Consider the following 13,072-nt stretch of genomic DNA (forward strand, 5'->3'; position numbering starts at 1 on the left):
CTCCTTGCGTTAACCGATCTAGCACTAAGGCTCATGAGAGTCCATCTCAGGTTTACCTTTAGCACTTGCAGTATCATCTTTATCCAAAACATCTTTTAAGATCTCACGAATACGAGAATCTGCATCAGTTCTTAAACGGAACTCTACCCGACGAGAACGCTCGCTATTTTCTTCCCCTGAGGCAGACACCACGAGTTTTGATGATGACAGTCCGTTGGCGGTTAGATGGCTTTTCAACCACGTTTTTTGATATTCAACCTTTGGTAGGCCTAAGACATAGCCTAGTGCGGAGCGTGTTCTTGCTTGAGATAAACGCATATTATTGATGTAAGCTTCATCTTGGCTACTGGCATTGGTCCAATCACTTGAAGTATGGCCTTCGATACGCACCTCAGAAATATCGTATCGATATTTTTCTGAAGTGATGATCCGTGTGTACCGTGGAAAAAAGTCTGACAGAATGGCTTCAAAGGCAGGCTGCAAGCTTGATTTGCCAACATCAAACATCACATCCGTATTGTAAAACTGCAGGCTTAGGTCGTCCGCTTTCAGTTCAGCCCCCCATTTGGGTAGGTCATCTTTAAATTCGGTATAAAGATCCTGATAAAGCTGATCCCGAAGGTCTTGGTATAATAGAGCAACCTCTTTTATCTTCTGGGTTTCCCGCTCAAGAATCACCATATAAGCTACGGCAACCAGCAGAAAGACCATCATTAAGCCTGCCATCAGGTCACTCACGGCAACCCAATGGGAACCTTCTTCAGCGGCTAAACTTTCTTCTTCATCTTGCCGATGATCGAGTCTGTTCACTTCTGATTCCTTTCCGCACGCAGACCTCTACGCCCGGGCATTAGCGAGGGCTTTTCCTCTGTTTTCACTTTCGGAGCCACTGACCCAGAAGATACATTGAGCGACGCCTTGGGTTTTGCTTGTGTCGACAAACCTGCGTCTAAAGACGATGCTGTACTTGAAGGCAAATCTGGATTCACCTTTGGCCCTAGGCCGGCCTCCGATGAGACTGTATTTGATGAGGTTGTATGTGATGATCCTGTATTTGATGAGTTCATACTTAAAGGTGAAGGGGCATTTAAATATGAAGACGTATTGGCCGGTGCAGATGGCTTTTGTGAACCGGCCATATCAACCACTTGTTTTAGCTTCTCGGTTAACGGCAGATAATCACTAACAAACTTCTCTGATAACGCGGTTAACTGGCCGCCAAAGGTCTGTAGGGCATGGGTAAGCTCTTGCTCCATAGCACTATCCATACGTACCAGCTGCTTTTCATTGCGATCGAGCATCTGCAACATAATATCGCTATGGCGGTTATTCACCTGCCCCATATCCGTCACAAGTTGCTTGTTAACCGTAATCACCGTTTTTTCGATGGTATTCGACGTTTCGGTCAAAAGCGCGTTCATCTGTCGATGGCTTTCACGAATCCCATTCGCCAACTCATCTGTCAGCGCCATAATACGCCCTTCCAAGGAAGGCAACCCGTCAGATGCTTTACTCACAAGATTAGCTAGGCTATCTAAGTAACTGCCAAGGGATTCAGATTGTTGTTGTAGGCCGGTCATCACATCGCCTAGTTTTTCTGAAACCTCATTGAATGCTTGCGTATGCTGAACCATGGTTTGATAAGCTTCCGTTGCCTTATCAAGTACATCGCCATTGGCTTTTTGCTGCTCGAGCAGCTTTGCCAGCTCGCCTTTGTAGTTTTCTTGCCATTCCACCATACGGCCAACAGCTTGGTTAAGCTGGCGAAAATTATCGCCGTATTGCACCGTAATCTTGTCATTAAAGCTGGTCATTAGATCCGTAATAGCACTGGTTAAAGCATTGCTGTTAGCGGAAACCATCTCTTCTTGATAGTGGCTAATAACGGTTTCTAAGCGCCCAAGGTGCTGCTCGATACCTTTTGTGCCAGCCTCAATATTACCACCAATATCTGCTAAGCCAGATTTGTTAAGCACCAAGCGAATATCACCCAGCAGCGTCGCTAAATCATCCACCGTTGCACCGGTGTACTGTGTCTCTGTCTCATAGTTACGCACATGCTTAATCACATGGCGCATTTTGATACTCATGCCTGCTAACAGACCTGCAATAGATGACCAGAATGCTGTTTTCAGACCCTCAATCAGCTGAGGTACACTGCCTTCAATATCTGTTGTATCAAAATCCATCAAACCCAAGGCTACACCCAAAAACGTACCAAAAATACCAATACTGGTAAGAATGGAAGGGGCAGCATTTACTGTGCGCAGAGAGTAAACAGGGCCGTGGAAATAAACGGTAAGCCCGGCAATTATTGCGATCACACTAATTGTCAGAGGTGAAAAAGCTGCTAGAAAGTCCATAACTGTCGCTTTAGTAAAATGAGCGCCTATTATGGCGCTAACAAGGTGTTCTGAAAACGGGTATTGAAAAGGAAGCTTGTAATCAAGTGAATTAAACGCGCTATCATAAAAAAACCACTGCCTAAGCAGTGGTTCTTTTCTGTCGATCAAATGTTCTGATCTAGTATTCAAGGTAGAACCTAATGAAACTTAATTAGCCACCCAGATATTTGATCATCACACCGGCAGCAACCGCTGAACCGATCACACCAGCCACATTCGGGCCCATTGCGTGCATCAGCAAGAAGTTGTGCGGGTTGTACTCCAAGCCAAGCTTGTTCGATACACGGGCCGCCATAGGCACCGCTGAAACACCAGCTGAACCGATTAGTGGGTTCACAGGCGTTTTGGTCAGCTTGTTCATCAGCTTAGCCATCAGAACACCACAACCTGTACCGATACCAAAGGCAACGATACCCAGCGCAAGAATACCCAGTGTTTCAAGGGCAAGGAACTTATCTGCCATCAACTTAGAACCAACCGAAAGCCCTAGGAAGATCGTAGTAATGTTGATTAACGCGTTTTGAGCCGTATCACTTAAACGTTCAACAACACCACTTTCACGCATTAAGTTACCAAAGCAGAACATACCTAACAGGGGCGCTGCATCCGGTAGCAAGAGTGCGACAAGTACCAAGAGAGTCAATGGAAAGACAATTTTCTCTGCTTTCGATACGGTGCGCAGCTGTACCATCTCAATCTTACGTTCTTCTGGTGTGGTCAACGCGCGCATAATCGGCGGCTGAATCAGAGGCACCAAAGCCATATAAGAGTAAGAAGCCACCGCAATAGCACCCAGCAGCTCAGGCGCTAACAGGCTAGCAACATAGATTGATGTTGGGCCATCTGCGCCGCCGATAATACCAATGGCTGCCGCTTGCTGAATGGAGAAATCCATCACGCCCATAGCAGACAGACCAACCGCACCCAATACCGTCGCAAAGATACCGAACTGAGCTGCAGCACCTAAGAACAGCGTCTTAGGGTTAGCAAGTAAAGGCCCGAAATCGGTCATAGCACCAACGCCCATGAAAATCACAAGCGGTGCAATACCGCTGGCAATAGCCACAGAGTAGAAGCTGTACAGCATACCGTTAGCATAGCCGGCATCCTGAGCAATCAACTGCGCCGATGCGTACGCACTAGGCCCAGCATCGTGGACTAAATGCGACAAGACTTCAGGATTCGTTGTGTTAGCACCCACCGCCTGAGCCAAAGCCGCAAGGACTTCAGGTTTGGCAAAATGGATCGCCTGCTCTGCAGCAGACATCGCAAGTCCCGCTTCAGGAATGTTAGCCAACAGGCCACCAAATCCGATAGGAACGAGCAACAGGGGTTCAAAGCCCTTCACAATCGCAAGGTATAGCAGCAGCAGACAGATGATCATCATCGTCAGCTGGCCAAACGTTAGATTATAAAGACCCGAGCCCTGCCATAAGCTCAAAAGTTGTTCCATGTGATCAACCTCGTTGTATTAGCAGGACTTACAGAGCCAGCAGGGTATCGCCAACCGTAACCGCATCACCTTCACGAACACTAATCGCGCCGATAGTACCGGCCCGTGGTGCGCGTACTTCTGTTTCCATCTTCATGGCTTCAAGAATAATGATCACATCACCATCCTGAACCACATCGCCTGGGCTAACCATAACTTTAAAGATGTTACCAGATAACGGAGCTGTTACAGGCTCACCGCCGGATGCAACAGGAGCAGGAGCCGCTGCGGATACAGGTGCTGCAGGCTGAACATTAGAGATATCGCCACCTTCTGTGACCTGTACCACATAGTTCTGGCCGTTAACGGTGATGGTGTAAACTTCTGGGCCGGTATTTTTGTTCGCAGTGTTGCTCACGGCTTTTGTACCTTCTTCTTCTGTTGGGACGGGCTCAAAGGCATCTGGATTACCACGATTCTCTAGGAATTTCAGACCAATTTGAGGGAACAACGCATAGGTTAGAACATCATCAATCGACTCAGAGGCAAGCTTAAAGCCTTTCTCTTTTGCCAAATCGTTCAGTTCAGCCGTCAGTTTTTCAACTTCAGACTCAAGTAGATCCGCTGGGCGGCAGGTAATCGCTTCTGCACCATTGAGAACCCTAGCTTGAAGCTCTGCATTAAAAGGCGCTGGAGCTGAGCCATACTCACCTTTCAAAATGCCTTGAGTCTCTTTCGAGATGCTCTTGTAACGTTCACCGGTCAGAATATTCAACACCGCTTGGGTACCGACAATCTGAGAGGTTGGTGTTACCAGAGGAATAAAGCCTAAATCTTCACGTACCCGTGGAATCTCAGCCAAAACCTCATCGAACTTATCACCAGCGCCCTGTTCACGTAGCTGGCTTTCCATATTTGTCAGCATACCACCAGGCACCTGAGCCACCAAAATACGTGAGTCAGTACCGCGCAAAGCGCCTTCAAATTTCGCATATTTCTTACGAACTTGACGGAAGTAAGCCGCAATGTCTTCCAGCAGTAATAGATCTAAACCTGTATCACGATCGGTACCCTGTAGCGCCGCCACAATCGATTCAGTTGCCGTATGGCCATAAGTCATCGACATTGAAGAGATCGCCGTATCAACGCGGTCAATACCCGCTTCAACAGCTTTCAGGATAGTCATATCAGATAAACCCGAAGTGGCATGCGCATGCAGCTGAACTTCTAGATTGGTTTCTGATTTTAGGCGAGATACCATTTCATAAGCATCGTAGGGGGTCATAATGCCGGACATATCTTTGATCGCGATAGAGTCTGCACCCATATCTTCGATCTGTTTTGCCAAGCTAATCCAAGCTTCCAGATTATGAACCGCACTCGTGGTGTAAGAAAGCGTACCTTGAGCATGCTTACCTACATTTTTAACCGCCTCAAGTGCACGTTGCAGGTTACGGGGATCGTTCATTGCGTCAAATACGCGGAACACATCAACACCGTTAGTTGCAGCGCGTTCAACAAACTTATCAACCACATCGTCAGCATAATGACGGTAGCCCAGAAGGTTCTGGCCACGTAGCAGCATCTGCTGAGGGGTCTTAGGCATAGCCTTTTTAAGTTCGCGGATACGATCCCAAGGGTCTTCGCCTAGATAACGAATGCAGGAGTCAAATGTCGCTCCGCCCCAAGATTCTAGAGACCAGAAGCCTACTTGATCCAACTTCTCAGCAATCGGAAGCATATCATCAAGGCGCAGGCGGGTCGCAAACAAGGACTGATGAGCATCACGCAGGACAACATCAGTAATGCCTAGTGGTTTTTTGGACTCGGTCATGGGTTTGGCCTTTTCCATTATTAGAGAGTTTTTATTGGCTAAAAAAAGCGCCGTACTTATTTACCGGAACGGTATTTATGAACAGCCGCCGTCATAACAGCGATCAGTTCATCATTGTTACCAGCGGCAGGTGCGCTTACAGGAGCTGGCTTGTTCGCTACAACAGGTGCCGGTTTAACAAGTTTATTGACCGTAGAGGACATCAAACCTGTTACAAAAACCAGCAGCGTCAAGAAGACGAAAACAAACCCCATACCGAACAGCATCAAATTGATACCTTCGGAGATCAGCTCAGAAGAGTGCATTAAGCCATTCCTCGTTTCATTTTTGGTCGGGTCAGGCATTAAGCCTGCTACCTTTTTATTATCTCTTGCAATAGATTTTAGATCGCTTGCAAGCCACTGCGCCCATGCTCTCGCCCATGACACAAGCTCAGCAGCCGAGCTAATTTACCTTGATTAACAATATCAGGCAATAAAACACAGGGATATTGTAGACAATTTATAAGACTGACAGGTCAGGCCAAGGGGGTATTTACGCATCACAATCCTCCGTGAGCTTTACCCTAATACGGTATATCATTGCCCCTCGAAAATGCGAATTGATCCATATCAAGCAGATCAAATACTCTATTCCCCCTCTATGTAGAACACTCATGCCTAGCTTAACTTTGACCAATATACCCTATCCCCGTATCGCCCTTGCCCCAATGGAAGGTGTTGTTGACTCAGGTGTTCGCAGACTGATTGGTGAGATTGGTGGGGTCGATTTTTGTGTCACTGAATTTCTCCGCGTCACAACAGAGCTACAGCCCAGCAAAACCTTTTACAAAGTAAGCCCTGAGCTTCTACAGCACTCAAAAACATCGTCGGGGATTCCTGTGCATTTTCAGCTACTTGGCAGTGATCCTCAGCTATTAGCCCGTCATGCCATAAAGGCTGCGCAACTAGGGGCTAATGTCGTTGATCTAAATTTTGGCTGTCCTGCCAAACTTGTCAATCGACATAAAGGTGGGGCCGTATTGCTGCAAACCCCAGAGCTGATCCATAACATTGTTCAAGCTTGTGCCCAAGCACTGATTGACACCCCTGCCCGCCTAACAGCGAAGATGCGCCTAGGCTATGAAGATACAGAACTTATCTACGAAAACTTAGCCGCCATTAACGAAGGAGGCGCAACCGAGCTGGTTGTCCATGCCCGAACTAAAACGGAAGGCTATAAGCCCCCAGCCCATTGGTCATGGTTGGCTAAATTACGGGAGGCCAGTAGAATCCCCGTGATCGCTAACGGAGAAGTATGGAGCGTTGAAGATTATGATCGTTGCAGAGAGGTTAGTGGCTGCCCGGATATTATGATCGGTCGAGGTTTAATTGCAGATCCTTATTTGGCCTACCGCATCAAAAAGCAAGATCCTACATTACCCTTGCCAACACAGGCCGATCTTGCCGCAGTCCTATTAGTTTATCTCAAGCGTGAACAAGCCCATGCCCCTGACAAATTCCTGCTATCCCGAGGCAAACAATGGCTAGGGATGATGCGCAAAGGGCTTGTCCCGATAACACCCTTATTTGATGCGATAAAGGTCTGTCAAAGTGCTGAAACGATGTTTGATATTTTAACAGCCTGCAGCCTACAAGAAGGTTTCTATAAAGCGCTATTGCCAAGCTCAGACACAGAATAAACGCCCTAGAAATAAAAAAGCGACTTTAACCGATAGGCTAAAGTCGCTTCTTATCTAAGGCATTGAAATCTAAACGGTTAAGCTTTACCTTTAAAAGCACAGCCCGTTTTAAGTCCAATCTTATTGAAAATAACCGCTGCAGGACAAAAGCCTGTAAAGGCGGATTGAATCAAGTTGGCCCCAATGAAAACGGTGAACCAAACAAAATTAGCATGTACATACTGAGTAAGCGCCACGCTTAATAGCACCATAGATCCTGAAAAAATCAACATTACGCGATCAATATTCATAATACTCTCCGGAGAAATAATCGACACTTAACAAAAACACTTAATAAAAGTGCCTCTTAATTAACAGGAATAATATTAGAATTATCTTAAACAAAGAAATACCCCTTAATTCTAAATAGAATTTAGATATAACTTTAAAGAATAAGGCTTTATCAATAAGGCCGTTCCGCTAAAATAACCGCTCGTTTGGGCGCAGGGTGGCCTTCGGCTGTTTTTGTAGAATCAGCAGGGTCTAGAAAATCCGCCAAGGACTGATAGCTCATCCATTCTGTACTGCGCTGTTCTTCCGTTGTCGTTACAGAGACATCGACCACACGAACATTCACAAAGCCGCATTTTTCCAACCATAGCACCAAGGCATCAGGGCTGGGCAGATACCAAACATTGCCCATCATGGCGTAGCGACCCTCTGGCATCAAAACCTTTTGTGCATCACCATCAACAACCAGTGTTTCCAGCACCAACTCTCCACCGGGGCGTAGAGCCTCTTTTAGTTGATACAGATGATCAATGGGTGAACGGCGGTGATAAAGCACTCCCATAGAAAAGACTGTATCAAAGTAGTCCAGATTAGCAGGAACATCCTCTATGCCAACGGGCAGATGAAAGACCCGATTGCCATCCGCTAACCCCATTAAACGACGCACTAATTGAAATTGCATATGAAAGCGCGGTGAAGGATCAATACCGACAACAAAGCGCGCATCTGCACCAGCCATACGCCAGCAGTGATAACCGCTACCACAGCCCACATCAAGCACACTACGATTATGCAGTGGTGCGATAAACTCCGCTAAACGATCCCATTTCCAATCTGAGTGCCATTCCGTATCAATATAAGAACCGTGCAGCTCAAAGGGGCCTTTACGCCAAGGCATTAGTTTTTTTAATAAGTTTCGATATTTGGCCTGCTGCGGAGCCGGTAGTGCGGGTTCAGTACTCACCTTTACAGCGCTCTGAGCCAGATCGACTTTAACCTGATAGCCCTGCTCTGCTAGCTGTTCTGGCATATCAAACTTATCCACCACTCTTTGCCAACCGGGAAGCTCAGAATAACGCTTACCATCGAGCGTAGTTTCAAGCTGCTCTGGCACTTTAGCTAACCAGCGGGTTAAGCCCTCTTCAGCAAATTTTTGATACAGCGGCGCATAATCCTGCATGGTGTTCAGCTCGCAAATCCAGATAATAAGAAGTGAATCAATAATGAAAACAAAAACTAAGAGATAACCAAAACCCACCGTTTAGATTAACGGGCCTTAATCGCCAATAATGAAGCGAAATTCAGATACTGAAACCAAACAGAGCTTTGGGAGAAACCTGCCTGTTTAAAACGTTGATGATGGGTTTCAAAACTTTCCGCCTGCAAAAAATTCTCTAACGCGGCCCGCTTCTGACTGATCTCTAGCTCGCTATAGCCATTGGCACGCTTAAAATCTAAGTGCAGATCAAACAGAGCATCCTGTTGCTCGCTGTGATCAAAGCGCACCTTTTCCGATAAAACAATCACACCGCCAGGGGCCAAGCCATCATGGATGCGCTTCAGCAACGGCAGGCGTTGCTCTAACGGCAAAAATTGAAAGGTGAAATTTAAAATCACCACGGAGGCATTTTCAATGGGCGCGGTACAAATATCCGCACACTCAAGATGTACACCTTGACACCGAACCTCGGTTAACTGTTTCTCTGCAACTTGCTGGTCAAGCACTTGCTGGCAACGTTCGATCATGGCCGGTGAATTATCGAGGCCTATAATCTCAAGTCCCACTTCTGGTATCTGATGCAACACAGAAAGCATACTAGCCCCAAGGGAGCAGCCCAGATCGTAGATACGCGTGCCCGGTTGCCAGTAACGACGAGCAATAACACCCGTCATCCCGATCATATTGCTATAACCCGGCACCGAGCGTTTAATCATATCGGGGAAAACCTGCACAACCTTCTCATCAAAAGAAAAGGTGGCAACCTTATCTAGCGGGTTGGCGAAAATTGCATCTTTTTGCTCTTTTTTCACGGAGGGATCTCTCTAACGCCCTAAAGGACAACCTACACTGAACGGTTAAATTTTTGCCGACCAAACACAAAAACGACCTGTTTCTGCGATGCGCTCACAATGACCAAAGGTCGCTTCAATAATATCGGGATATTTCAAAAAGCGATTGGCGACAATGCGTAATTCGCCACTGCGTTTCAGGTGTTTTTTAGCCTGACGGATAAAGCGCTCAGCAAGATCATAATCGGTACTTTGGCCCGTATGAAATGGCGGGTTAGAGATAATCAGATCAAAGCGCTCTTCGATTCCCTGCCACATATCAGAGGCGATCACCTCTCCGGTCATATGATTATGGGCAAGGCTTCGTCGAGTGGACTCAAGCGCCATAGCGCTTACATCACAAAAGCTAACGGCTATTTCAGGGGAGCGTTTTAATAGACTCATACCAATCACACCAGTACCGCATCCCATATCCAGCACTCGCCGTTGACGGATTTTAGAGGCTTTAATGCGTGGTAGATTTTTTAGCATTAAGGCCGTACCTTCATCTAAACGGCCATGACTAAACACACCAGGCAGGCTCAATAATTTTAATTCATTGAGTATCTCTAAACGTTCATCATCTTTTGGCAGCGGCCACTCAACTTGCCAAGGCGTCGCATCAAAAGATGGCGATGCTGCCACGTTAGCCTCTGCTGATAAATGCAGATTTAACAATACCGATTTCTTTGCTTTATCCGTCTTACTTAACTGAAAGCTACCGGCCGGTAGTACGGCTTCTGCCACCAATTGCACGAGCTTATCCGCTGACTTGATACCGCTCTTGTTTTCACCCACTAGCCAAAAATTAGCACCTGCTTTTAATAGAGGCAGTAATTGAGCAATTAAAAAACGGGCCTGTTCTTTGGCCTTCGGCATAAACAGCACAATATTATCATAGCCATCAAGTAAGCCCGTTTCGCTGTCTTGCCCTAAATAGGCTTGAAACAGGGGTAGAAAGCGCGGTTCTTGCGCTTTAAATCCATTCATGGCATTAAAACTGCGCCAATCATCAATCAGCAAATGCAGCGAGTGAACCGCAGGTGCTAATAAGGGCTGAAGAACATTATCCACACCATCACCCACCGGTAGATGTGCCATTAAAACCTGACCCTGAATCTGTGATTGATTGCGCAATAAAAGCTCTGCGGCGGGTGATAAGCTGCTCATAGTAAGGCTTCTTTCCGGTTAAGGGGAGTGAGGGGCATCAGTTGCTAGGCTTACGGGCAATCACATGAATATAACGCCCCATACGCCAGTATGGCTCTTGATGACAGTAACGCCATTCTAGCGTTAACAATTTCTCTAAATCTTCTTCAGAAGGTGTCTTTTCGCGCAGGTAGTCAGTAAAAACCCTAACCCCTGCAACAGAAACAACTTCTAAATCTTGCTGCTTTAAGCCTTCAATCACCTGTTCTGGCTGCTGAGGACTAATGGGGGTTAGCCGCAAACGCTGGCCAGTGCCATCCAAGGTGTCTTTCAAGGCTTTATCGTAATTACCTTTAACAATATTGCTAAAACGTAGGCCATCTTCATTAAAGAACATCAATGATAACCAGCCCCCAGGCTGTATCTGATGAGCAATAACCGGCAAAGCCTCTTGCGGCTGATGTAGCCATTCTAGCACTGCATGGCACAGGACAAGCTCTGCGGGTTCAACATGATCGGCCAACTGCTGTAGCCGATAGGGATAGCTTGTTACAGGGGCTTTGTACTCTGCCTGTTGCTGCTGAAATAGACGCTCCGCTTCAGCACGCATATCATCCGCAGGCTCTGTAAAAGTGACACAATGACCTTGCTGAGCAAACCAGTCAGACATCTGGCCTAAACCACCGCCAATATCGAGTACCTGCACGGGTCTCGACTGGGCAATAAAAGGAATCTGCTGCAAATCACGGGCTAAAATTTCTTGGCGCAACCAACCTTTGTTGGTGCCGTAAACATTATTACGGAATTTTTCTGCCAAGCCGTTAAAAATTTTATCCGTTTGGATTTTAGCGCGGGGTGCAGCCAAGGCAGTAACCTCTATACAGAGTACAAAAAAGAGTGCAAGAATAAGCGATGTAATAACGAAGCAAAAATCAAGAGGCGGATACTAAAGGATTTTGCCAAAAGGATAAAGGTTTCGCAGGCTAGAGGCAGGTTTGCTGACGGGCTGAAGCCCGACCCACATTTTAGTGCTCACTATTCTGTCAGAGTGTGAATGTTACCTCAACTTGTAGGTCGTCAGAACCTGCTCCGTATACTCAAACGGGCAGAATAAGTCGCGGCATAAAACCCAGACACAAAAAAACCAGCCCGAAGGCTGGTTCTTTTTGTTCGGTATCTTAGCTAATCAGGAGATTAGAAAGAAAGAACAGCACCTAGATAAGAACCACCAAAGGTTTCGCTCTTATCGTAGTCACCAGAACCAAACTCACCCCAAACATACAGGCTGCTGGTCAGGCTATATGTAGCGCCTAGAGCTGCTTGAGTATCTGCGCCCTTAGCATCTGAATCAGAAACCATCAGATAAACGTTACCCATGCCGTAGTTATAATCTGCAGATGCGCCCATTACATTCAGGTCATCACCAGCAGCATCTTCACCTAGCTCATATTTAGCAGCTAGAGTGATGTTGTCGATAGATGCAACAGCTGCAACAGCTGCTTCACTGTTTGCTGAATCATAAGCTGCACGTAGAGATACCATTTCTACAGGCACTTCAACAACAAGCTGAACAGAGTTTTCTTCATCTTTGTTTGCTGCAGTATTGGTGTTCATCTGTACAGATGCACCTACTTTAACAGCGCTAAAGTCGCCTTGGTATTGAACTTGCTGAATTTCTTTACCAGCACCAGAACCGAAAGCAGAATCAAAACCAAAGAACTCAGGTACGTACACTGCATCATGAATGAAATCATTCACTAGAGTGTCCATAGAACCAACACGAACTTGACCTAGGCTACCTTTAACACCGATATAAGCTTGGTCACCAGTAGTCAAACCACCAGCCGCTTTCTCAGCACCAGCATTGTGTTCAAATTCAGCTTTATAGAAAACAGTTAAACCGTTCTCTTCAGCCATTTCACCTTTAAAGCCAATGGTAGAACCATTGTCAAATGCGTTCGCATCATCTTCAAGATCCAAAGCAATCTGGAGGTTACCATATACTGTTGGAGCAGGTTGAGCAGCTTGTGCAGCTACTGAGAAGCTCATAGCACCAGCAATAGCGGTAGCAATAAGAGTCTTTTTCATTTGATAATTTCCTTTCTCTACTCAATCGCTCTGCATTAATGCAGAAATTTTCGGTGTACTGACTGGCCGTTAATTTAAACGTCCCAGCCAATGTTAAACCGTTATTGTTTCAATCGCAGGAGCTACTTTAAACATCCTGCGCCCGCATGGCAATAGTCAGATTC

12 protein-coding genes are annotated in these 13,072 nt (G+C 46.4%); 1 reads left to right on the plus strand and 11 read right to left on the minus strand.

The window, feature by feature from the left end; translation table 11 throughout:
• Window positions 1–24 precede the first annotated feature (24 nt).
• The 5 genes from G517_RS18250 to G517_RS0107725 all read right to left on the minus strand — a co-directional run bounded on the left by G517_RS18250 (window position 25) and on the right by G517_RS0107725 (window position 6,015).
• Window positions 25–810, minus strand: a complete 786-nt coding sequence (locus G517_RS18250) for an OmpA family protein (RefSeq protein WP_245543218.1) — start codon at window positions 808–810, stop codon at window positions 25–27.
• Complete coding sequence (locus G517_RS0107710) at window positions 807–2,363, minus strand: hypothetical protein (RefSeq protein WP_028303929.1); 1,557 nt, start codon at window positions 2,361–2,363, stop codon at window positions 807–809. Before G517_RS0107710 ends, G517_RS18250 begins: the two co-directional genes overlap by 4 nt.
• Before the next feature lie 193 nt (window positions 2,364–2,556).
• Window positions 2,557–3,858, minus strand: a complete 1,302-nt coding sequence (locus G517_RS0107715) for a sodium ion-translocating decarboxylase subunit beta (protein WP_028303930.1) — start codon at window positions 3,856–3,858, stop codon at window positions 2,557–2,559.
• Window positions 3,859–3,886: 28 nt separating this feature from the next.
• Window positions 3,887–5,671 carry a sodium-extruding oxaloacetate decarboxylase subunit alpha gene (oadA, locus tag G517_RS0107720; RefSeq protein WP_028303931.1) on the minus strand — a complete coding sequence of 595 codons (1,785 nt, stop codon included), beginning with the start codon at window positions 5,669–5,671 and terminating at the stop codon, window positions 3,887–3,889.
• Between the two features lie 56 nt (window positions 5,672–5,727).
• Window positions 5,728–6,015, minus strand: a complete 288-nt coding sequence (locus tag G517_RS0107725; protein WP_245543219.1) for an OadG family protein — start codon at window positions 6,013–6,015, stop codon at window positions 5,728–5,730.
• A gap of 311 nt (window positions 6,016–6,326) precedes the next feature.
• Here G517_RS0107725 and G517_RS18255 point away from each other — a divergent pair, with 311 nt between their 5' ends.
• Entirely contained in the window at window positions 6,327–7,352 is a 1,026-nt protein-coding gene (locus tag G517_RS18255) for a tRNA dihydrouridine synthase (protein WP_084632123.1), read from the plus strand.
• A 77-nt stretch (window positions 7,353–7,429) separates the two neighbouring features.
• On the opposite strand, the gene G517_RS0107735 is transcribed toward G517_RS18255, so the two are convergent.
• From G517_RS0107735 to G517_RS0107760, 6 genes are all read right to left on the minus strand, one after another.
• Complete coding sequence (locus G517_RS0107735) at window positions 7,430–7,642, minus strand: YgaP family membrane protein (protein WP_028303933.1); 213 nt, start codon at window positions 7,640–7,642, stop codon at window positions 7,430–7,432.
• A gap of 152 nt (window positions 7,643–7,794) precedes the next feature.
• Window positions 7,795–8,802 (minus strand): tRNA 5-methoxyuridine(34)/uridine 5-oxyacetic acid(34) synthase CmoB, encoded by a 1,008-nt coding sequence (gene cmoB / locus G517_RS0107740; RefSeq protein WP_028303934.1) that lies wholly within the window; start codon window positions 8,800–8,802, stop codon window positions 7,795–7,797.
• An 86-nt stretch (window positions 8,803–8,888) separates the two neighbouring features.
• Complete coding sequence (cmoA, locus tag G517_RS0107745; protein WP_028303935.1) at window positions 8,889–9,653, minus strand: carboxy-S-adenosyl-L-methionine synthase CmoA; 765 nt, start codon at window positions 9,651–9,653, stop codon at window positions 8,889–8,891.
• A gap of 45 nt (window positions 9,654–9,698) precedes the next feature.
• Window positions 9,699–10,841, minus strand: coding sequence for a methyltransferase (locus tag G517_RS0107750; protein WP_028303936.1), 1,143 nt, complete (start codon window positions 10,839–10,841; stop codon window positions 9,699–9,701).
• A 37-nt stretch (window positions 10,842–10,878) separates the two neighbouring features.
• Window positions 10,879–11,685, minus strand: a complete 807-nt coding sequence (locus G517_RS0107755) for a methyltransferase domain-containing protein (protein ID WP_028303937.1) — start codon at window positions 11,683–11,685, stop codon at window positions 10,879–10,881.
• Window positions 11,686–12,014: 329 nt separating this feature from the next.
• Window positions 12,015–12,908, minus strand: a complete 894-nt coding sequence (locus G517_RS0107760) for a porin (protein ID WP_028303938.1) — start codon at window positions 12,906–12,908, stop codon at window positions 12,015–12,017.
• Window positions 12,909–13,072: the final 164 nt, after the last annotated feature.

Origin of the sequence: Oceanospirillum maris DSM 6286, from assembly GCF_000422865.1 — a bacterium.
Lineage (GTDB): Bacteria > Pseudomonadota > Gammaproteobacteria > Pseudomonadales > Halomonadaceae > Oceanospirillum > Oceanospirillum maris.

What these genes read in the sequence shown, in the direction of transcription:
- G517_RS0107710 (WP_028303929.1), bottom strand. Translation starts at nt 2,363, where the DNA reads ATGGACTTTCTAGCAGCTTTTTCACCTCTGACAATTAGTGTGATCGCA.
- G517_RS0107715 (WP_028303930.1), bottom strand. Translation starts at nt 3,858, where the DNA reads ATGGAACAACTTTTGAGCTTATGGCAGGGCTCGGGTCTTTATAATCTA.
- oadA (WP_028303931.1), bottom strand. Translation starts at nt 5,671, where the DNA reads ATGACCGAGTCCAAAAAACCACTAGGCATTACTGATGTTGTCCTGCGT.
- G517_RS0107725 (WP_245543219.1), bottom strand. Translation starts at nt 6,015, where the DNA reads ATGCCTGACCCGACCAAAAATGAAACGAGGAATGGCTTAATGCACTCT.
- G517_RS18255 (WP_084632123.1), top strand. Translation starts at nt 6,327, where the DNA reads ATGCCTAGCTTAACTTTGACCAATATACCCTATCCCCGTATCGCCCTT.
- G517_RS0107735 (WP_028303933.1), bottom strand. Translation starts at nt 7,642, where the DNA reads ATGAATATTGATCGCGTAATGTTGATTTTTTCAGGATCTATGGTGCTA.
- cmoB (WP_028303934.1), bottom strand. Translation starts at nt 8,802, where the DNA reads ATGCAGGATTATGCGCCGCTGTATCAAAAATTTGCTGAAGAGGGCTTA.
- G517_RS0107750 (WP_028303936.1), bottom strand. Translation starts at nt 10,841, where the DNA reads ATGAGCAGCTTATCACCCGCCGCAGAGCTTTTATTGCGCAATCAATCA.
- G517_RS0107760 (WP_028303938.1), bottom strand. Translation starts at nt 12,908, where the DNA reads ATGAAAAAGACTCTTATTGCTACCGCTATTGCTGGTGCTATGAGCTTC.